Origin of the sequence: Luteitalea sp., from assembly GCF_044337415.1 — a bacterium.
In the GTDB taxonomy this organism is placed as follows: domain Bacteria; phylum Acidobacteriota; class Vicinamibacteria; order Vicinamibacterales; family Vicinamibacteraceae; genus Luteitalea.
Genome location: NZ_JBIINP010000019.1, coordinates 24,524 through 43,617, shown reverse-complemented (window position 1 = coordinate 43,617; position 19,094 = coordinate 24,524). Strand labels below are relative to the sequence as shown.

Sequence of the window (19,094 nt, the reverse complement as noted above, 5' to 3'; positions counted from 1 at the left end):
TCCTCATCATGCGAGTCGGGGCCGGCCGGCGCGCTTGGCCGCCACGAACTGCCGGATCACGTCGATGTCGCCAGTGTTCAACACCTGCGCACGCGTCAGTCCGGCGCGTCGGGCCAGGCCGATGCCGAACCGCATCTGTCGTCCGAGGCGCTCCGCCATGTGGCAGTCGCTGTCGACGAGGATCGGCGCACCGACCGACGCCGCCAGCTCGGCCAGCGGCGCGTCGAGGTCCAGGTGACCGGGAGCGCCGTCGATCTCGACGGCCGTGCCCGTGCGTGCCGCCTCCTCGAACAGGCGCGGGAAGGCCAGGGCGTAGCCGGGTTGACGTCCCGGGGAGCGGTTGGCCGGGTGCGTGATCACGTTCACCAGCGGGTGCGCCAGCACGCGCTCGTAGCGCTGCAGGATGCGGGACGGCGAGTGCCCGAAGCTCTCGTGCATCGAGGCCAGCACGATGTCGAGGCGCTCGAGCACCGAGTCGGGCACGTCGAGGCTGCCGTCCTCCTGGATGTCGCACTCGATGCCCTGCAGGATCGTGATGTCGGGCACGAGCGCGCGGACCGCGGCGATCTCCCCGGCCTGCTCGGCCAGCCGTTCCAGGCTCAGCACGCGCGAGGCGCGCGATGTCGGCGAGTGATCGGTGATCGCCATGTAGCGGTAGCCGAGCGCCCGCGCGGCGTGCACCATGCCCGCCACGCTGTCACGGCCATCGCTGTACACCGTGTGCATGTGCAGGTCGCCGCGGATGTCTTCCACCTCGACCAGCTGCGGCAACTCGCCGGCGTCGGCGGTCGCCACGATACCCTCGCGTCCGCGAAGCTCCACCGGGATGAACGGCAGGCCAAGGCGCGCGTAAATCGCCGCCTCATCGGTCACCGGGACCGCCGCGTCGCCCTCGAGCAGCGCGTCGCGCGAGAGCGTGAAGCCGCGCGCGTTCGCCCGCGCAGCGAGTTCACGCACGTGCAGGCGCGGGCCGGTGTACCAGAGCAGGCTGGTCGGGGCGGCATCGGGCGTGGTCGCGTGCACGACGATGGGCTCGGGGTCGGCGGCGATGGCGACGCCGCGGACGCCGGCGACGACCAGCACGTCGCGCGGCACGGCACCCACCACCCGGCGTGTCCAGCCCTCGGGATCCCCCGTGACCGCAAGCACCGCGACATCCGGGCTCAGCGGGTCGGTGCGCCTGAGGCCGCCCAGCAGGTGCCAGGCATCGGGCGCCCCGGCCGCGGCGGCGAGTTCCTTGCGCGCCTGCTTGGCCTGCATCCAGGCACGCCCGAGCGGCACGTGGCCCTCGTCGGCATCGGGCGGCATCAGCAGGTCGAGCACATCGTCGGGCAGGTGCCGCGCCAGGTCGGCATCCAGCAGCAGGTCTTCGTCGGCCACGCGGTGGCGCAGGGGATGCTGGCCCTGCCGGATCAGGGCGCGCGCGGCGGCCGGAAGACGGCGGTGCAGTTGCGCGATCTCGTCGTGGTCGACGCGGCGCAGGCGCTCGAGCAGGTCGGTGTCGCGGACCGTGAGCAGGCCTTGTGTGTCAAGCGAGCGCCGGATCAGGCTCCACGGCGTGCGCGATTGGTGGTCCGCGATGCGGCGGATCGCCGTCGAGACGCGCGCCCAGTGCGCGGCGTCGTGGGCGCGGCCGAGCGCGCGCGACAGCCCGGCCATGTGGTCGAGCGTGTCGGCGACGGCGACGGGCGAGCGGCGGCGAAGGTGGAACAGGGGACGCTCCCGGGCTCAGTGCATCCGACAGCTGCCGGGGCCGCGCGGGTCGCCGCAACTGCCACAGGCGCCCGGGGCCGCCGCCACTGGCGCGCCGCCAGCATGTGCCGCAAACGTGGAAATCTGCTTGCGCAGGTCCGGATGGTCGCAGGCCGGGCACAGCTCCGGCGGCTTGCCGTTCAGGACAATGGCTTCGAAGCGGTGGCCGCAGTGGTCGCAGCGATACTCGAAGATGGGCACGGTCTCCATTATAGAAATGCAGGTGCCGCGCGCCTAATGCCCTCGGCCGGGGCTTGGGGCTCGGGGCTCAGGGCTCAGGGCTCAAGGCTCAAGGCCCAAGGCTCACCAACGCACCGAACGTTGCTGCGCGGGCCGCGTCGAACACGCCGGGGCGAGAGCCACGGACTTCTGCCTGCGGCCTGAGAAGTTGTGCTACACTCTGCGTTCGGTCGAGGCGCGGCGTCGCCGCCTGAGGCCACGCGGTCCCGCACGGGGCCGGTCGACAGGGAGTGGGCGGCTAGCTCAGCTGGGAGAGCGCCGCGTTCGCAACGCGGAGGTCGGGAGTTCGAGCCTCCTGCCGTCCACCAACATCCCGTCCGAATCGCCGCATGCGCCCTCTGGCCGCTGCGGCGTTCGTCGTTTCAGGCCATGTGTCCCGTCCCTGACCCGCCCAGCGTGCCCCCCCTCGTCCTCGTTCGCCTCCACGGCGAATTCGCCGTGTGCCGGCTTGCCCCCGACGCGCTGCTGGCGCCGTGGATGGGGCAGGGCAGCGTGACCTCGGTCACCAGGACGCCCGACGAGCTCTCGGTCGTCGTCGAGTGCGCCCATGTCCCTGGCGGCGTGCGGCACGAGGGCCCCTTCGTGGCCTTCATGGTCCAGGGGCCGCTCGACTTCTCGCTGACGGGCATCCTGGCCCGCCTGTCAGCGCCGCTTGCCGACGCCGGCGTTCCCATCTTCGTCCTGTCGACCTTCGACACCGACTACGTGCTGGTTCGCAGCGACCACGCCGAGGCTGCCGCCGACACCTGGCGGCGCGTCGGCGTCGTGGTGGGCTGACCGGTCTGCCACCCCGCAACGGCCGGGGTGTGCTGAGCCCGGGGGCACCTCGACAGCATCGATGCCGCGTCGCCGGCAGGCCCGTCGATGGGGCCGGATGGCTGGTTGTGTCATGACGGGCAGGTCGCAGGTCGGGGCCGCCCCTGGTTTGCGTTTATACTTCAGCAGGCCTCCGCGTGCGCGAGCGCCGGAATTCCCGATCACTCCAGAGGATAGACGTCTTCGTATGAGCAAGGTCCGTCGGATAGGTGTACTCACCGGTGGCGGGGATGCCCCCGGCCTGAACGCGGTCATCCGTGCCGTGGTCAAGTCGTCCTACAACCACGGCATCGAGTGCCTGGGGCTCGAGAACAGCTTCGACGGGCTGCTCGAGACCAACCGTCACACCGTGCTCACCCCGCGCAACGTGACGGGCATCCTGCGCCTCGGCGGCACGATCCTCGGCACCGTCAATCGCGGCAACCCGTTCCTCAAGCCGATCGAGACATCGGACGGCCCCCGGGACTACGCCGAGCGGTGCATGGAGATGTTCCACAAGCTGCAGATCGACGGCGTGGTCGTCATCGGCGGCGACGGCACGCTCTCCATCGCGCACGAATTCAACAAGAAGGGCATGCCGATCATCGGCGTTCCCAAGACCATCGACAACGACATCGTCGGCACGACGAACTGCTTCGGGTTCGACACCGCGGTGACGTTTGCCACCGACGCCATCGACCGACTCCACACGACGGCGCAGGCGCACCAGCGCGTGATGGTGGTGGAGGTGATGGGACGCTACGCGGGCTGGATCGCGCTCTACTCGGGCGTGGCCGGCGGCGCGGACGTGATCATGATCCCGGAGATTCCGTACGACATCGACATCGTCGCGCGGCGCATCAAGGAGCGTGACTCGTACGGCGCCAAGTTCAGCATCGTTGTCGTGGCCGAGGGGGCCGTGCCGAAGGGCGGCAAGGTGTCGCTGGTCAAGGCGGCCGACGGCGGCTACGTCGAGCGTCTCGGTGGCGTGGGGCACCGCATCGCGGCGGAGCTCGAGAAGCTCACCGGCAAGGAGACGCGCACGGTGGTGCTCGGTCACCTGCAGCGCGGCGGCTCGCCGACCAGCTTCGACCGCATGCTCGCGACGCGCTTTGGTGCGATGGCCGTCGAACTCCTGATGAAGGGCGAGAGCGACCGCATGGTCGCCTTCCACCCGCCCGAAATCGGCTCGATCCCGCTGGCCGACGTCGGCGGCAAGATGCGCCTCGTGCCGGCCGACGGCGACGTCGTCCGCACCGCCAAGTCGCTCGGCATCAGCTTCGGCGACGAATAGGCTCAGGGCTCACGGCTCAGGGCTCAGGGCTCAGAAACACCACGGGCGCCTCCTCACAGGGGCGCCCGTTGCATTTGAACCCGCCCTTGCAGATTGCTCTCTCGAGCCTTGGGCCTTGCACCTGTGACTTGAGCCTTGAGTCCTGAGCCCTGAGCCTATGACATCGGATCGTCGAAGATCGCCCGCAGCGCGTCGTGATCGTGTGTGTGGCCGAGGGCCAGCATCAGCTTGATGCGTGCTTTCACGCCGCTCAGGCGTCCGGCGAAGATGAGGCCCAGATCGCGCAACCCGCGGCCGCCCCCCTCGTAGCCGTACCTCTCTCGCACGCTGCCCGCTCCGCAGCGCGACGTGAGCACCACGGGCAGGCCCGCAGCCACGGCGGCCGCGAGGTCGTCCAGCATGGCGGGCGGCACGTTGCCCCGCCCAAGGGCCTCGATCACCAGCCCCTTGGCCCCGCTGGCCACCGAGCAGCGCACGAAGCGGCCGTCGGCGCCCGCCGCCACCTTGATCAGGTCGACATCCGGCTCCAGGCGCCGGACGCGAAGCAGGCCATCGGCCTCGGGGTCGCTCCAGTCGCTCTCGCGCGGGGTGTCGCGCAGGTAGCGCACCACGCCGGCATCGACCACGCCCACCGGACCGAACTCGCGCGACTGGAAGGACGCCGCGGCCTCCGTGTGGACCTTCTCGACCTCGCGGGCCGAGAGGATCTGCTCGTTCATGGCCACCATCACACCGCGGCCGCGCGAGCCGGGCGCCCCGGCGACCTGCACGGCGTGCACCAGGTTGGCCGGGCCGTCCCAGCTCGGTTCCGACATCGTGCGGATGGCGCCCACCAGCACCACGGGCTTGGCGGTGCGCAGCGCGATCTCCAGGAAGTAGGCCGTTTCCTCGAGCGTGTCGGTGCCGTGGGTCACGACCACGCCATCGATATCGGGCCGCTCGAGCCACGCCGCGATGCGGCGCGCGAGGCGCCACATGTGCTCGGGCGTGACGTGGGGACCGGGGAGCTGCGAGACGTCCTCGAGCTCGATGTCGGCGACATCGGCCAGCTGCGGGACGTGCGCGAGGATGTCGCCGCCGCGCATGGCCGGCACGGCCGATCCCGACCGCGCATCGATGCGCATCGAGATCGTGCCGCCGGTGAAGAGGATCGCGACGGTGGGGCGGGTCACACCGTGAGGAGTTCCTGGTCCTTCTTCTTCTGCAGGTCGTCGATCTGGTGCACGTGCTGGTCGGTCAGCTTCTGCACCTCGTCGAGGCCGCGCCGCTCGTCGTCCTCGGAGATGGCCGAGTCCTTGAGCAGCTTCTTGAGCCGGTCGTTGGCGTCGCGCCGCACCTGGCGCACGCCGTTACGCGCTTCCTCGGCCAGCTTGTGGATCACCTTCGTGAGCTCCTTGCGGCGCTCCTCGGTGAGGGCGGGCAGCGGGATGCGCACGACCTTGCCGTCGTTGGCGGGGTTGAGCCCGAGGTTGGCGGCGCGGATGGCCTTCTCGATCGCGCCCATCAGGCTCTGATCGAACGGCTGCGCGACGATCATCGTCGACTCGGGCACCGAGAGCTGTGCCACCTGGTTGAGGGGCATCGAGGTGCCGTAGGCCTCGACATGCACGTTGTCGAGGAGCGTGGTCGAGGCGCGGCCGGTGCGCACGCCCGTCATCTCGCGCTTGAGGTGGTCGACCACCCCGCCCATGCGCTTGCGCGACTCGTCGAACAGCGACTTCAGATCCGAGACGTCCATCGTGGTGTGTCCTGCTCCGTGTTCAGGCCGTGACCATCGTGCCCACCGGCTCCCCCATGATCGCGCGACGCATGCTGCCACGCGCGTTCAGGTCGAGCACCACGATGGGCATCTTGTTGTCCATGCACAGGGAAATCGCCGTCGCATCCATCACCTGCAATCCCTGTTCGAGCACCTGCAGGTAGGTGATGCGGTCGAACCGCGTGGCGGTGGGGTCCTTCTTCGGGTCGGCGGTGTAGATGCCGTCGACCTTGGTCGCCTTCATGATGACGTCGGCCTTGACTTCCATCGCGCGCAGCGCGGCGGCCGTGTCGGTGGTGAAGTAGGGGTTGCCCGTGCCCGCCGCAAACACCACCACGCGTCCCTTCTCGAGGTGGCGGATGGCGCGCCGGCGGATGAAGGGCTCGGCCACGGCGCGCATCTCGATGGCGGTCAGGACGCGCGTGGGCACGCCGTGATGCTCGAGGCCGTCCTGCAGCGCAAGACCGTTCATGACGGTGGCCAGCATGCCCATGTAGTCGGCCGTGGCCCGGTCCATACCGCGGGCGCTGCCTGCCATCCCGCGGAAGATGTTGCCGCCACCGATGACGATGGCCACCTGCACGCCAATCGAGCGGATCTCCGCGACGTCTTCCGCGATGCGCGTGACCACGGCGGGGTCCACCCCGTATCCCTGGTCGCCCATGAGTGCTTCGCCGGACAGCTTGAGGAGGACGCGGGAGTATGCAGGAGCTGACGACATGCCGGGGGAGATTATACCCGCGTCAGATACACGAAGAGCGGCAGGGGAGTGCACCTCCGCTGCCGCCCTTCGGCGTGTTCACGGATGGCTCAAGGCTTCAGGCTCAAGGCTCAAGGAGCATTCTCCACGTCAGCAGGTGTCGTGACCTGTGAGGAAGCCTTCTGAGCCCTGCTCTTTGAGCCTGAAGCCTAGAGCCTTGAGCCTTGACTACGCCTGGCTGGCTTCGCCGACCTTGAAGCGGGCGAAGCCCTTGATGGCGAGCGGTGCGCCGATCGTCTTGGCGACCGCGTCGAGCGCCTGCGACACCTTGACCTTCGGGTCGCGAATCGTCGGCTGGTCCACCAGGCACACCTGCTCGTAGAAGGCGCCGAGCTTGCCCTCGATGATCTTCTCGATCACGTTGGCCGGCTTGCCGGAGGCCGCCATCTGCGCCCGGTAGATCTCCTTCTCCTTCTCGACATCGGCCGCCGGCACCTCGGCGCGCGTGGTGTAGGCGGGCGCCGCCGCGGCGACGTGCATCGCCAGTTCGTTCACGAACGCCTTGAAGGCGTCGTGCGAGGCGGCGTCGCCCTTCGCGCCGTCGATCTGCACGAGCACGCCGATCTTGCCGCCCATGTGCGAGTAGCTGCCCACGTAGTCGGCGGTGAGCTTGGCGGTGCGCGGCACGGCCATGTTCTCGCCGACCTTGGCGATCTCGGCCGTGATGCGCTGGCCGATGGCGCCGTCAGCGGCCACCAGCGCCGCGTGGGGCTGATCGCTCGTGAACACGGTGGTGGTGATCTCGTCGACGAGAGCCTTGAAGCCGTCGTTGCGGGCCACGAAGTCGGTCTCGCAGTTCACCTCGGCCAGGACGCCGAGGGTGCGGTCGTCGCTGATGCGAATCCCCACGACACCTTCGGACGCGACGCGCCCAGCGCGCTTGGCGGCCTGGGCGAGCCCGCGCTTGCGCAGGTACTCGATCGCGGCGTCGACGTCGCCGTTGCTCTCGGTGAGTGCCGTCTTGCACTCCATCATGCCCGCGCCGGTACGCTCGCGCAGGTTCTTGACCATCTCAGCGGTGATTGCCATGGGTGTGATTCCGTGAAGAAAGACGTGGGAGAGGCGCCTTGGGGCACCCCGCTAGACACACGAAACGCCGGCCGAGGGTGTCGGCCGGCGTTCGGACTTGCGTGCCGCCACGGGCGGCCTCGATTACACCGAGGCCGGCGCGGCAGGTTCGGGCTTGGGCGCGGAGGCCGGACGCGCGCGCTGCTGGGCGCGCAGGGGCTCGCCGCCCTTGCCGACCGCCTCGCCATCGGGTCCGACGACGACCTGGGCCTCGGCCTGTGCGGACTCGCGCACGCCACGACCCTCGATCACCGCATCGGCGATGCGCGACGCGAACAGGCGGATGGCCCGCAGCGCGTCGTCATTGCCGGGGACGGCGAAGTTGACCTGATCCGGATCGCAGTTGGTGTCGACGATGCCGATGACCGGAATCTTCAGCTTGCGGGCCTCGTCCACGGCGATCTGCTCGTGCTTGGTGTCGACGATGAACACCGCATCGGGCAGGCGCTCCATGTGACGGATGCCGTCCAGGTTCTTCTGGAGCTTGCGCTTCTCCTTCTCGAGCCGCGCAATTTCCTTCTTCGACAGCATGTCGTACCGGCCGTCGGTTTCCATCGCCTCGAGGTCGCGCAGGCGCGCCAGCGAGCGCTGGATCGTGGTGAAGTTGGTGAGCAGGCCACCGAGCCAGCGCTGGTTGACGTGGAACATCCCGCAGCGCGCGGCTTCCTCGGCAATCGCTTCCTGTGCCTGCCGCTTGGTGCCGACGAACAGCAGGGTCCGGCCCTCGCTGGCCAGCTGCATCACGAACTGCTCGGCGTCGCGGAACAGGCGCGCGGTCTTGCCGAGGTCGATGATGTAGATGCCATTGCGCTCGCCGAAGATGTACGGCTTCATCTTCGGGTTCCAGCGCTTGGTCTGGTGGCCGAAGTGCACACCAGCCTCGAGCAGGTCTTTGACAGCGATCGGGGTCAAGCTTCCTCCAACACCTTCTCGGACGCCTCTTGCGTCCCATGTCGTTACGTTCCAGGCGGATGGCCCGGACTCGTTTCCTGCGCCGGGAGCGGCCAACGCCACTCCCGGGTCCTGCACTAGCGCTTGCTGAACTGGAAGCGCTTGCGCGCGCCAGCAAGGCCGTACTTCTTCCGTTCCTTGGCACGCTGGTCGCGGGTGAGCAGGCCAGCCTTCTTCAGGCGGCCACGCAGCTCACCGCTGTACAGGCAGAGCGCACGCGAGATGCCGAGGCGCAGGGCGCCAGCCATCCCGGAGATGCCCCCGCCCGAGGTCGTCGCCACGACGTCGAACTTGTCGAGCGTCTCCGTGAGCACCAGCGGCGCACGCACCTGCAGGCGCAGCGCCTCCGTGTTCACGGCTTCGGCGATGGGCTTGTGGTTGATGGTGATCTGTCCGGTGCCAGGGCGCAGGAAGACGCGGGCGGCCGAGGTCTTGCGACGGCCGGTGCTGTAGTACTGGATGACTGCCACGGTGTTTACTCGACCTCGAGGGACTGGGGCTTCTGCGCCGCGTGCGGATGATCGGCGCGCTCGTAGACGTTCAGCTTCCGGTACATCTGGTCGCCCATCTTCGTCTTGGGGAGCATCCCGCGGATGGCTTCCTCCATCAGGCGCGCCGGGCGACGCTTCCGAAGGTCCTTGGCGCGCTCTTCGCGCAGCCCACCCTCGTAACCGGAGTGGTACCGGTACAGCTTCTGCTCTTCCTTCTGCCCGGTCAGCACGGCCTGGCCCGCGTTGACCACGACGACGTGATCACCGCAGTCGATGTACGGCGTATAGGTCGGCTTGTGCTTGCCCTGCAGGACCTTGGCGGCCAGGCTGGCCACCCGCCCGAGCGACTCGCCGGCCGCATCGATGACGTGCCAGCGTCGCTCGATGGACTTGGCGCTCGGAATGAACGTGCTCATGATGACCCTTTGGCTCCTTGCTGACACACAGCAAAAGGAGATGATACGCGCCTCCTGCGAAACATGTCAACCATTTCGCATCGACCCGCCCGTCTGGCCCACCCTGGCCTACCCTCCCCGCCGAGCTTACCTGGCCTGACCCGGCCTGACCAGGCACGCCTTCACCCTCACCCGCGCGCCCGCCAGCCCCCTCGCGCGCGCGAAGGACTCTACGGCGCGCCCCGGTCGGTCGGCCGGTCACCACCTGACGTTGGGTAGCCATGTCGTCGCTTCTCCGGCACCCCCTGTCACAAAACTGCCAGCCCACCGACGACCTCCGCGTGCGGATTCGGCCACCGTGGAGCATTTTCCGTGAAAGCCGATTGCATTTCTGGTTGGCATCCCCCTTGCCTCGACCTGTGTCGGTTACGGACCTGCCGTCAGGCACGACGCCGGTGGCGGGGAGTTTCCTCGGATTCAGAGGTGAGGTCGGCGTGCTGTTCCGCAAACAGAAACCCGTCGTCGGGCTGGACATCGGGTCGAGTGCCGTCAAGGCGGTCGAGCTGAAAGCCTCGGGCAAGGGCTGGAAGGTCGTCGCGTTCGGCGTCGAGCCCCTGCCGGCCGACACCATCGTCGATGGCGCGATCATCGACGGCACTGCCGTCGCCGACGCCATTCGCCGGTTGTTCGACCGCCTCGGCATCAAGAACAAGGAAGTCGCCGCCTCCTTGTCCGGCAACGCCGTGATCGTGAAGAAGATCACCCTGCCGGCGATGACCGATGCCGAACTGGCCACCTCCATCACCTGGGAGGCCGAGCAGTACATCCCGTTCGACATCCAGGACGTCAACCTCGATTACCAGGTGCTGAGCCGTCCGCCCAAGGGCGCCGCCGGCGCCACGATGGATGTGCTGCTGGTCGCAGCCAAGAAGGAAACCATCGCCGACTACACGGGCGTCATCGCCCAGGCCGGCAAGGTCCCGGCCATCGTCGACGTCGATGCGTTCGCCCTGCAGAACGCCTACGAGGCCAACTACGGCACGCGCGACGCCATCGTGGCCCTGCTCAACATCGGGGCCAGCGCGATCAACATCAACATCGTCCGCGGGGACCAGTCGCTGTTCACGCGCGACGTGCCGATCGGCGGCAACGCCTACACCGAGGCCCTCCAGAAGGACTTCCAGATCGCGCAGGAGAGCGCCGACCTGCTCAAGCGCGGGTATCCGGCCGACGGGCTCGACCCGACGCAGACGGGGCCGAGCCTCCAGATGGTCACCGAGGCCGTCCTGCTCGAGGTGCAGAAGACCCTCGACTTCTTCCGCGGCACGACCGGCGCGGACCACATCGACCTGCTGATGGTCACCGGCGGCGGGGCGCAGGTCTCGGGCCTGGTCGACGCCCTGCAGGAGCGACTCGGCTATCCCGTGGAGTTCCTGGATCCGTTCAAGACCGTCAGCTTCGACGCGGCCAAGTTCGGTGTGCCCGTGCTGTCGGAGGCCGCGGCCTCTGCCACGGTGGCCGTCGGCCTGGCGCTGCGCCGGAAGGGGGACCGATGATTCGCGTCAACCTCCTCGCGAGCGATCAGCAGGCCGTCAAGGCCCCCGCGTTCTCGGGGCTCAGCGCCAACAAGGTCCACCTGCTGGGCGCGGGCCTCGTCGCGCTGTGCGTCGCCGGGGCCGCGTACCGCCATCTCGACCTCCAGTCGCAGCAGGCCAACGCCGATCGGCAGCTCGCCGTGGCCCGCGCCGAGGAGAAGCGGCTCAAGGCCGTCACGGAGGAACTCGCGCGCTTCGAGGCGCAGACCGCGCTCCTGCAGCAGCGCGTCGCCCTCATCGAGCAGCTCCGCAAGGGCCAGCGGTCGCCCGTCACCCTGCTCGACCAGGTCAGCCGCCAGCTGCCCGATCGCCTCTGGCTGACGACCCTGCGACAGGCCGGGGCCGACGTCACGCTCGAGGGACGCACGACGACGCTGACGGCGCTGTCGGATCTCATCGGCAACCTCGAGAACTCCGGCGCCTTCAATCGGCCGGTCGAAATCATCAACAGCGAGGTCGAGAACGGCGATCAGGTGGACGTCATGAAGTTCACCGTGCGCGCCACGTTCCCGATGGGGGCCATCGAGCCTCCGCCCGACGCGACCCCCGCTCGTCCTGGCGCCGCGGCCCGCCCGCCGGCCCGTCGCTGAGGAGCCTGTCATGGATCTGGGACTCAACAAGGTGCCGTGGTGGGGCCAGCTGGCCCTGTACGTGGTGCTCGGCGCCGGCCTCGTCGCGACGCACCACTACATGTTCGCCGTGGACCTCGAGGCCAAGGTGGCGCGCACGCACGCCGAGCGCCGGAAGATCGAGACCGGCATCGCCCGGGCCCGCGTCGAGGAACGACGCCTGCCGGAGTTCCGCTCGCGCATCGCCGAGCTGAACGCACGCCTCTCGGCCCTGCGCAACGTGCTGCCGGAGCAGAAGGACGTCGGCGATCTCCTGCGTCGCATCCAGACGCTCGCGACGCAGTCGAACCTGACCATCCGGGGCTTCAAGCCGAACCCGGTGGCGCAGCGCGCCCAGCACGCCGAGTGGCCGATCTCGCTGTCGCTCGAGGGCACGTACCACGACCTGGGCGCCTTCTTCGACAAGGTCAGCCGGATGCCGCGGATCATCAACATCTCCGGCATCAACATCGCGGCGCGCGAGAGCGGCGACCCGTCGCCGGCCACGGTCGACGCGCAGTGCACCGTCACCACCTTCGTCCTCATGGAAGCGCCTGCCCCGGTGCCCAGCGCTCGTCCCGGGCGTCCGGCGACCGGCGGCGCCCGTCCCCCCGCCGCGGCGCGCTGAGGTGTCGTCATGCTGCTGAACCTGACCTGCCGCGTGGTGCTGTTGTCGGTCGTGATGGCCGTGCCGGGCTTTGCCCAGGCCGCGGCCAGCAAGGCCACGACCACGCCCGCCACGCCCGTCACCGCCCCGCGAGGCACCACGCCTGCCGCCGCGTCCGGCGCCCCGGAGGACCGGGCCGGCTATGACCCGGCGGGCCGCCGTGACCCGTTCGTGAGCCTGCTGTCGCGCGGCGAGTCGAAGCTGCCGGTGGCCGGGCGCCCGTCGGGCGTGCGGGGGCTGCTCATCGGCGAACTGAGCGTGCGCGGCGTGCTGCGCACCAACGGCAAGCTGCTCGCGATCGTCCAGGCGCCCGACAACAAGACCTACACCCTCCACCCCGGCGACACGCTCTACGACGGCACCGTCAAGGTCGTGGGCGCCGACGCCGTCGTCTTCCTGCAGCGGGTCGAGGATCCGCTGTCTCCCGTGAAGCAGCGGGAGATCCGCAAGTCCCTGAGAACCACAGAGGAGTCCCGATGATGCGCCCGCGCACGCCGATCCTCGCAGCCCTCACGGCGGTCCTCGTCGTTGGCGTCCCGACCGGGCCGCACGCGTCGAACGCTCCCGTGACGCCTCGCGAGGTCTTGCAGCTGGTCCAGGATGGACAGCGCCTGCTCATCGACACGCCATGGGGCGTGTCTTCGTCGCCGGCCGCGAGGCCGGCCGGCCAGCCCGCCGCCCCGGACGCGGCTCGCACGCTGACGGCCGTGCGCGCCTCGCGCGAGGACGGCGACGTGGTCGTCACGCTCGACGGCGACGGCAAGCTCGTGTCGTCGGCCGTGCAGGTGCCCGACGCGGCGCCGGCCCGGCTGGTGCTCGACTTCGCCGGCGTCGAGCCGAAGGTGGCCGCGACCACTCCGGTGAATGTCGGCCTGGTGCGCCGGGTGCGCGTGGCGCGCCACAGCGCCTCGCCGCTGGTCACCCGGGTGGTCGTCGACCTCTCCGGGACCTTCCTGTACAAGGTCCGCCCGACGGCCGACCAGCGCAGCCTGCTGGTGACCATCGGCAACCCCTCGCAGCGCGCGCGGCGCGATGACGAGGCGCTCAGCCGGACGTTCGGCGCCGCCGCCCCGGCGACGGCGCGCGCGTCCGCCCCCGCGTCCGCCCCTGCGCCTGCGCCGGCCCCGACGCCGGTCGTCAATGCGCCGGCGCCCGAGCCGGCCCCGACGCCCGCGCCCGCGCCGCCGCGTGCGGCCGTGCGTCGCACCACGACGCCCGTGCCGGTCCCGCCGGCCCCCGTGGCCAGCGAGCCCCCTGCGGTCGTCACCACGCAGGCGATGAGCGGCGGCAAGTACACCGGCCACCCGATCTCACTCGACTTCCAGGGCGTCGACCTGCGCGCCGTGCTGCGGACGTTCGCCGAGGTCACGGGGCTGAACCTGGTGATCGACCCCGGGGTCAAGGGCGTGGTGGACGTGACGCTGCGAGACGTGCCATGGGATCAGGCGCTCGAGATGATCCTGCGGGCCAACCAGCTCGCCTACAGCGTCGACGGGACGATCGTCCGCATCGCGCCGACCACCACCTTCTCGAGCGAGGCCGCCGACCGCCGCAAGCAGGCCGAGGAGCGGTTGCGCGAACTGGCGGTCTCCAAGAAGGAGTACCGCACGGTGCGGCTCTCGTACGCCAACGCCGCCGACATCGCCGAGCTGGTGGCCAAGACCGGGCTGACCACGTTCGGCGAGGTGCAGGTCGACGAGAACACCAACACCCTCATCCTGTTCGACATCCCGGACGGCATCGCCAAGGCGCAGCAGCTGCTCGGCGAGCTCGATCGGCCGCAGGCGCAGGTCGAGATCGAGGCGCGCATCGTGCGGACCACCAAGAGCGCCGCGCGCGAGCTCGGACTGCTGTGGGGCTTCGGCGGCAAGGCGACGCCGGAGCTGGGCAACACGCTGCCGCTGGCGTTCCCCAACTCGGTGGTGACCGGGGGCGTGGCCGGCGCGGTCAACACCGCCGCCGACAACGCGTTCCTCAAGCTCGGGAGCATCAACGGCGCGTTCAACCTCGACGTCGCGCTGTCGGCCCTCGAGACCGAAGGCCGCGTCAGCATCATGCTGCGGCCCCGTGTGGTGACCCAGAACAACGTCAAGGCCACCATCACCCGCGGCCAGGAGATTCCCTACACCACGCTGCAGACACCGGTGGCGGGTGATGGCGTCAACGTGATCCAGCCGGTGCCGCAGGTGCAGTTCAAGACCGCGGCGCTCACCCTGGCCGTCACGCCGCGCATCACCGAGGCCAACACCGTCATCCTCGACGTCGACGTCGACAACGGCTCGCCGGGCCAGGTCGAGGCCAACGGCAACCGCTCCATCAACACGCAGCGCGTCACCACGCGCGTGCTGGTCGCCGACCAGGGCACGACGGTCATCGGCGGCATCAACGAGGCCGTGACGCAGTTCACCGAGGACCGGACGCCCGGCCTGCACAAGGTGCCGCTCATCGGTCGTCTCTTCCGGCGCGACTCGACGACCGACGACGAGGGCGAGCTGCTCATCTTCATCACGCCGCGCATCCTGCGGGACGGAGGACCCGTCAAATGAGACTTACGCGAGACCTGACGCAGCACGGGCGGGCGCGCACGACGCGCGCCGCGGCCCTGGCCCTGCTCACCGCCGCCACCGCACTGGTCGGCGGCTGCAGCAGCACCGTTCGCACGGGGCAGGGGTCGTCCTACCTCGTGCTCCAGCGCCTCGAGGCCGCCTCGGGCGCCGAGACCAACGCCTTCAGCAACGTGCTCCGGTCCGACGTGCTCACCAAGGGGAGCATCTACGAGGACAACGGCCGCGTCACGCTGTCGCTGGCGATGAAGGACGTGGCCACCGGGCCCACGGCCAACAACATGATCACGCTGAACCGCTACCGGGTGGAGTTCCGCCGCACCGACGGCCGCAACACGCCGGGCGAGGACGTGCCGTATGCCTTCGAGGGCGCCGTCAGCGGCACCATCGGGGAGACGCCGTCGAGCCTCACCTTCACGCTGGTCCGTGCGCAGGCCAAGCTCGAGAAGCCCCTGGTGACCCTGGTGGGCATTCGCGGCGGCGCACTGATCATCTCGACGATTGCCGACGTCACCTTCTTCGGCAAGGACCAGACCGGCCGCGATGCGACCGTGAGCGGTTCACTCAGCGTCAACTTCGCCGACTGGGCGGATCCCGAGTAGGCCAGGTGCAGCCATGATGACCGCACGACGTTCCTCGCTCCTGCTCCTGGCCGTGGCCGCCCTGTGGGCCCCGACGGCCTGCACGTCCAAGCCCGACATCCCGACCGCGACGGGCCCGTCCGAACTGGGGCTGTCCCTCCAGGTCCTGGCCTCGCCCGACGTGCTCAACACGGATGGCCTGTCGACCTCCCAGATCACCGTCACCGCGCGCGGGCCCAACAGCGAGCCCAGGCCGGGCGTGCCGCTCCGCGCCGACATCCGCGTCAACGGCGCCATCGTCGACCTCGGCAGCCTGTCGTCCAAGCAGCTGAGCACCGGCGCGGACGGACGCGCCACGGTGGTCTATACCGCGCCTCCCGGCGGGCTCAGCGGCAACGCCGATCGCGGCAACGTCGTGCAGGTGGCGTTCTCGCCCCTCAGCGGCGACTACGCCAACGCGATCGAACGCGCCGTGAGCATCCGCCTCGTGCCGCTCGGCACCATCGTGTTCCCGGGACAGCCGATCGCGAACTTCTCGTGGCGGCCGTCCGAGCCGTACGCTATGGACGAGGTCACGCTGGATGCCGGGCTCTCCAAGGACTGCCCGCTGAACGCGACGCAGCCGGCCGACTGTTTCGATGCCCCGACGCTGCAGTACGAGTGGAACATGGACGACCGCGGGATCATCCTCCAGGGCCGGGTCATCCGGTACCAGTTCCCGCAGCGGGGGGACTACTTCGTGAAGCTCACCGTCACCAACGCGCTGGGCAACAAGGTGTCGGTGACCAAGCAGATCGACGTGCTCGCGCGGCCATAGGCCGCCGAGCCAGCCAGGAACGCCACGTCATGCCGACGGGGAACCCGCTCGACCAGCTCCGGCGCCGCATGCAGTCGCATGCGACGCCGGCCGCCTTTGCCGCCCTCGCGGAGGAGCATCGCCGCGCGGGTCGCCTCGACGAGGCCATCGCGGTGTGCCGCGACGGCCTCGCGCAGTATCCGGCGTACGTCTCGGCGCGCGTGACCCTCGGGCGCGCGCTCCTCGACACCGGGGACCTGACCGGCGCCATCGAGGCCCTCGAGCAGGCGGTGGCGCAAGCCCCCGACAACTTCGCCGCGGTGCGGGCCCTCGACGCCGCGCGCGCCGCCCTCGCCCTCGCGCCGCCGCGCCTCATCGGGCCACCTCCCGACCTGGCGTTGCAGGCCCCGGCCAGCGAGGACACGGCCGATATCCCCATGGACCTCGTGGCTCGCGCGTGGGGCACCGGCGCCGACGGGCCGCAGGAGTTCGGCCTCGGTCCCGACTGGACGCTGCCGGCGCCGCCGCCCCTGCCGCCGGCTCCGGAGGAGCCCGCCGCTGGCGTGCCGCCAGAGGCCGACACCGCCGTGGCGTTCGCCCATGGCGACGCGCCGACCATGTGTTTCACCCCCCCGCACTTGCAGGGGGAAGAGCCCGCGGGCATCTGGCCGGTGCCGGCCCCATCGGCGAGCGAGCCGATCACCGACGCCGCGCCCGTGTTCTCCTGGGCCCTCGACCCGCCAGCGGGGGAGGGCACCACGCCGGCGGCCCTGCACGAGTCGCCGGCGGTGCCGTCGCCCGGCATCTGGGATGCCCCGACGATCGATGCCCCGCTCGTCAGCTTCGACGCCGCGGGGCCCGAACCGGCAGAACCGACGGCAGGCGACGCCCCGGCCCACTTCTGGAGCGACTTCGGCGACGCCGGCACCGGCGCCAGCGACCCGGTGCCCTTCGCTGGCTGGGCCGACGTGCCGCCGCCTGCCGGCGAGGCAGCAGCCCGGCCGTCGTCTGCCTGGGATCAGGACGATGCCACGGGCGCGTGGGCGGTCCAGGACGGGCCGTCGGCGGCCTGGGCCCTCGCCGGTCCCGACGAGGTGTCGACGACCCCGTTCCAGGACGTGCTCGGGCAGGACGAGGAGCGGGTCGTGCCGGCGTCCTTCACCACCCGCGAAGCGACCGGCGTCGATCCGGTGCCTTTCGGCGACCCGGCCGAGGCGGTGCCCGAAGGCGCGTGGCAGGGCTCGCTCGCGTCTGCGCTCGACGAAGTGTTCGCCCGTGCGGGTGCGCCTGACTCGTCACGCGAGCCGATGCCGACCGCGATCGAGTCCACGCCCACCGACCTCTCCGGCGTGCGCATGGCGATGGCCGATGTGGCGGTGGAGGCCCTGCGCACCGACGCCGTCGGGTCGCTCGAGCCGCCCACCAGCGAGATCACGGCCGTGCGCATGGCCATGGCCGACCTCGCGGTCGAGGCGGCCATCGAGGATGCGGCCCAGGTCGACCCGGCCCCGGCATTGGCCTCGCTCGAGCAACTGCTGGCGGCGGTCCGGGCCAGACGCGCCACCCTGTTCAGTCACCTGCCGTCCTAGGCGCGTCCGGGACTACACTGGGGCGCCGTGCGCGCCCCGGACTCCCTACCCGTATTCGACTTTCGCGGCCGCCTGGCTCGCGCCGCGGCTGCCCTTCGAACTGCGGGCGTCGATGCGCTGGTCGTGTCGCACCTGCCGAACCTCCGCTACCTCTCCGGCCTCGAGGCGACCGCCGGCACCGGCCTGCTGACGGCTGACGGCTGCCTGCATCTGCTCGTCGACCCCCGGTACGAGGCCGCCGCGTCGGCTCGCGTGGCCGAGGTGGGCGCCGACGTGCTGGCCGCGGTCCCGACCGCCGAGGTATCGGCCCCGGTCCGGATCGCCCGGCATGCCACCGGCGAAGGCGCGCGCCGCCTCCTGCTCGAGAGCCGGGCGCTCTCGGTGCACGACGCGCGGCAGTTGCAGCGCGCGTTGATCGGCGCGCACTGGACCGGGGAGTTGCTCGACGACCCGCTCGACCTGATCGAGGACCTTCGACGGGTCAAGGACGCCCAGGAACTGGCGTTGCTGCGCGAGGGGGGCACCCGCCTGTCCGCGGCCGCGCGCGGCATCCTGGCCGATGGCGTGGCACGGCCCGGCCGCACGGAACTGGAAGTGGCAGCCGAGATCGACGCGCGGGTGCGGGCCGAGGGGTTCTCGCGCGCCGCCTTCGACACCATCGTGGCCAGCGGCCCCCGCAGCGCCTTTCCGCACGCCCGGCCCACGGCGCGCCGGCTGGAGGCCGGCGAGGTGGTGGTGCTGGACTTCGGGGGTGTTTACGGCGGATACTGCGTTGATTTGACCCGGACCGTGTGTCTGGGGCACCCTTCGTCCGAGGTGGACCGTCAGTACCACGCGGTCCGCGCGGCGCAGCAGGCCGGATGCGCCGCGGTTCGCCCGGGCGTCCTGCCGACCGACGTCGACCGGGCCGCCCGACAGGTGCTCGAGGCCGCGGGCCTCGGGGAAGCATTCGGACACGGGACGGGACACGGGCTGGGCCTCGAAGTGCATGAGGCACCGCGCCTGGCGCGCCCACGCCCGGAAGACGCCGCCCAGCCCCCCCTCGAGGCTGGCGTGGCCTGCACCATCGAACCGGGGGCTTACGTGACGGGCCGCGCCGGTATCCGCATCGAGGACGATGTGGTCGTGACGGCGGACGGACACGAACGGATCACGGACGTGCCCTTCGGCTGGCCGACCGCACACTGAC

The 19,094-nt window shown here is 70.4% G+C and carries 20 protein-coding genes and 1 tRNA gene; 12 read left to right on the top strand and 9 right to left on the bottom strand.

What is annotated here, in order from left to right; all coding sequences use genetic code 11:
- Positions 1–6: 6 nt before the first annotated feature.
- Both ACIRDX_RS05660 and ACIRDX_RS05655 read right to left on the bottom strand, forming a co-directional pair.
- Positions 7–1,659, bottom strand: a complete 1,653-nt coding sequence (locus ACIRDX_RS05660) for a PHP domain-containing protein (RefSeq protein WP_396624431.1) — start codon at positions 1,657–1,659, stop codon at positions 7–9.
- 69 nt (positions 1,660–1,728) lie between these two features.
- A complete protein-coding gene (locus ACIRDX_RS05655; RefSeq protein WP_396624430.1) occupies positions 1,729–1,953 on the bottom strand; it encodes a zinc ribbon domain-containing protein in 225 nt (74 codons plus the stop codon).
- A gap of 271 nt (positions 1,954–2,224) precedes the next feature.
- Between ACIRDX_RS05655 and ACIRDX_RS05650 the strand changes: the two genes are divergently transcribed.
- The 3 genes from ACIRDX_RS05650 to ACIRDX_RS05640 all read left to right on the top strand — a co-directional run bounded on the left by ACIRDX_RS05650 (position 2,225) and on the right by ACIRDX_RS05640 (position 4,081).
- A tRNA-Ala gene (locus ACIRDX_RS05650) sits at positions 2,225–2,300 on the top strand.
- 130 nt (positions 2,301–2,430) lie between these two features.
- The gene (locus tag ACIRDX_RS05645; protein WP_396624429.1) at positions 2,431–2,769 is read left to right on the top strand and encodes an ACT domain-containing protein; all 339 of its coding nucleotides are present in this window, start codon (positions 2,431–2,433) and stop codon (positions 2,767–2,769) included.
- Between the two features lie 226 nt (positions 2,770–2,995).
- Positions 2,996–4,081, top strand: a complete 1,086-nt coding sequence (locus ACIRDX_RS05640; protein ID WP_396624428.1) for a 6-phosphofructokinase — start codon at positions 2,996–2,998, stop codon at positions 4,079–4,081.
- A 155-nt stretch (positions 4,082–4,236) separates the two neighbouring features.
- Here the strand turns inward: ACIRDX_RS05640 and ACIRDX_RS05635 are convergent, their stop codons facing one another.
- The 7 genes from ACIRDX_RS05635 to rplM all read right to left on the bottom strand — a co-directional run bounded on the left by ACIRDX_RS05635 (position 4,237) and on the right by rplM (position 9,526).
- Positions 4,237–5,253, bottom strand: coding sequence for an asparaginase (locus ACIRDX_RS05635; RefSeq protein ID WP_396624427.1), 1,017 nt, complete (start codon positions 5,251–5,253; stop codon positions 4,237–4,239).
- Positions 5,250–5,819, bottom strand: a complete 570-nt coding sequence (gene frr / locus ACIRDX_RS05630) for a ribosome recycling factor (RefSeq protein ID WP_396624426.1) — start codon at positions 5,817–5,819, stop codon at positions 5,250–5,252. The genes ACIRDX_RS05635 and frr overlap by 4 nt, the downstream gene beginning before the upstream one ends.
- Before the next feature lie 22 nt (positions 5,820–5,841).
- On the bottom strand, positions 5,842–6,561 hold the full coding sequence (gene pyrH / locus ACIRDX_RS05625) for a UMP kinase (protein WP_396624425.1): 720 nt from the start codon (positions 6,559–6,561) through the stop codon (positions 5,842–5,844).
- Positions 6,562–6,768: 207 nt separating this feature from the next.
- On the bottom strand, positions 6,769–7,629 hold the full coding sequence (gene tsf / locus ACIRDX_RS05620; RefSeq protein WP_396624424.1) for a translation elongation factor Ts: 861 nt from the start codon (positions 7,627–7,629) through the stop codon (positions 6,769–6,771).
- A gap of 123 nt (positions 7,630–7,752) precedes the next feature.
- Positions 7,753–8,580 (bottom strand): 30S ribosomal protein S2, encoded by an 828-nt coding sequence (gene rpsB / locus ACIRDX_RS05615; protein ID WP_396624423.1) that lies wholly within the window; start codon positions 8,578–8,580, stop codon positions 7,753–7,755.
- Between the two features lie 116 nt (positions 8,581–8,696).
- Entirely contained in the window at positions 8,697–9,089 is a 393-nt protein-coding gene (rpsI, locus tag ACIRDX_RS05610) for a 30S ribosomal protein S9 (protein WP_396624422.1), read from the bottom strand.
- Between the two features lie 5 nt (positions 9,090–9,094).
- Positions 9,095–9,526 carry a 50S ribosomal protein L13 gene (gene rplM / locus ACIRDX_RS05605; protein WP_396624421.1) on the bottom strand — a complete coding sequence of 144 codons (432 nt, stop codon included), beginning with the start codon at positions 9,524–9,526 and terminating at the stop codon, positions 9,095–9,097.
- A gap of 473 nt (positions 9,527–9,999) precedes the next feature.
- Here rplM and pilM point away from each other — a divergent pair, with 473 nt between their 5' ends.
- The 9 genes from pilM to ACIRDX_RS05560 are packed head-to-tail and all read left to right on the top strand — an operon-like array spanning position 10,000 to position 19,093.
- Complete coding sequence (gene pilM / locus ACIRDX_RS05600; RefSeq protein WP_396624420.1) at positions 10,000–11,061, top strand: type IV pilus biogenesis protein PilM; 1,062 nt, start codon at positions 10,000–10,002, stop codon at positions 11,059–11,061.
- Positions 11,058–11,690: a PilN domain-containing protein gene (locus ACIRDX_RS05595; protein WP_396624419.1), complete on the top strand. Its 633-nt coding sequence runs from the start codon at positions 11,058–11,060 to the stop codon at positions 11,688–11,690. The genes pilM and ACIRDX_RS05595 overlap by 4 nt, the downstream gene beginning before the upstream one ends.
- A 10-nt stretch (positions 11,691–11,700) precedes the next feature.
- Positions 11,701–12,336, top strand: coding sequence for a type 4a pilus biogenesis protein PilO (locus ACIRDX_RS05590; RefSeq protein ID WP_396624418.1), 636 nt, complete (start codon positions 11,701–11,703; stop codon positions 12,334–12,336).
- 9 nt (positions 12,337–12,345) lie between these two features.
- On the top strand, positions 12,346–12,855 hold the full coding sequence (locus tag ACIRDX_RS05585; RefSeq protein ID WP_396624417.1) for a hypothetical protein: 510 nt from the start codon (positions 12,346–12,348) through the stop codon (positions 12,853–12,855).
- Positions 12,852–14,921 carry a type IV pilus secretin PilQ gene (gene pilQ / locus ACIRDX_RS05580; protein WP_396624416.1) on the top strand — a complete coding sequence of 690 codons (2,070 nt, stop codon included), beginning with the start codon at positions 12,852–12,854 and terminating at the stop codon, positions 14,919–14,921. Before ACIRDX_RS05585 ends, pilQ begins: the two co-directional genes overlap by 4 nt.
- On the top strand, positions 14,918–15,541 hold the full coding sequence (locus tag ACIRDX_RS05575) for a hypothetical protein (RefSeq protein ID WP_396624415.1): 624 nt from the start codon (positions 14,918–14,920) through the stop codon (positions 15,539–15,541). Before pilQ ends, ACIRDX_RS05575 begins: the two co-directional genes overlap by 4 nt.
- A 13-nt stretch (positions 15,542–15,554) precedes the next feature.
- Positions 15,555–16,337 (top strand): PKD domain-containing protein, encoded by a 783-nt coding sequence (locus ACIRDX_RS05570; protein WP_396624414.1) that lies wholly within the window; start codon positions 15,555–15,557, stop codon positions 16,335–16,337.
- A 29-nt stretch (positions 16,338–16,366) separates the two neighbouring features.
- Positions 16,367–17,905: a tetratricopeptide repeat protein gene (locus ACIRDX_RS05565; protein WP_396624413.1), complete on the top strand. Its 1,539-nt coding sequence runs from the start codon at positions 16,367–16,369 to the stop codon at positions 17,903–17,905.
- Between the two features lie 27 nt (positions 17,906–17,932).
- Positions 17,933–19,093 (top strand): M24 family metallopeptidase, encoded by a 1,161-nt coding sequence (locus ACIRDX_RS05560; protein WP_396624412.1) that lies wholly within the window; start codon positions 17,933–17,935, stop codon positions 19,091–19,093.
- Position 19,094: the final 1 nt, after the last annotated feature.

Excerpts from the sequence above, each read along its gene's own strand:
- ACIRDX_RS05660 (WP_396624431.1), bottom strand. The coding sequence starts at position 1,659 with ATGGCCGGGCTGTCGCGCGCGCTCGGCCGCGCCCACGACGCCGCGCAC.
- ACIRDX_RS05640 (WP_396624428.1), top strand. The coding sequence starts at position 2,996 with ATGAGCAAGGTCCGTCGGATAGGTGTACTCACCGGTGGCGGGGATGCC.
- frr (WP_396624426.1), bottom strand. The coding sequence starts at position 5,819 with ATGGACGTCTCGGATCTGAAGTCGCTGTTCGACGAGTCGCGCAAGCGC.
- pyrH (WP_396624425.1), bottom strand. The coding sequence starts at position 6,561 with ATGTCGTCAGCTCCTGCATACTCCCGCGTCCTCCTCAAGCTGTCCGGC.
- tsf (WP_396624424.1), bottom strand. The coding sequence starts at position 7,629 with ATGGCAATCACCGCTGAGATGGTCAAGAACCTGCGCGAGCGTACCGGC.
- rplM (WP_396624421.1), bottom strand. The coding sequence starts at position 9,526 with ATGAGCACGTTCATTCCGAGCGCCAAGTCCATCGAGCGACGCTGGCAC.
- ACIRDX_RS05595 (WP_396624419.1), top strand. The coding sequence starts at position 11,058 with ATGATTCGCGTCAACCTCCTCGCGAGCGATCAGCAGGCCGTCAAGGCC.
- ACIRDX_RS05590 (WP_396624418.1), top strand. The coding sequence starts at position 11,701 with ATGGATCTGGGACTCAACAAGGTGCCGTGGTGGGGCCAGCTGGCCCTG.
- ACIRDX_RS05585 (WP_396624417.1), top strand. The coding sequence starts at position 12,346 with ATGCTGCTGAACCTGACCTGCCGCGTGGTGCTGTTGTCGGTCGTGATG.
- pilQ (WP_396624416.1), top strand. The coding sequence starts at position 12,852 with ATGATGCGCCCGCGCACGCCGATCCTCGCAGCCCTCACGGCGGTCCTC.
- ACIRDX_RS05575 (WP_396624415.1), top strand. The coding sequence starts at position 14,918 with ATGAGACTTACGCGAGACCTGACGCAGCACGGGCGGGCGCGCACGACG.
- ACIRDX_RS05570 (WP_396624414.1), top strand. The coding sequence starts at position 15,555 with ATGATGACCGCACGACGTTCCTCGCTCCTGCTCCTGGCCGTGGCCGCC.
- ACIRDX_RS05565 (WP_396624413.1), top strand. The coding sequence starts at position 16,367 with ATGCCGACGGGGAACCCGCTCGACCAGCTCCGGCGCCGCATGCAGTCG.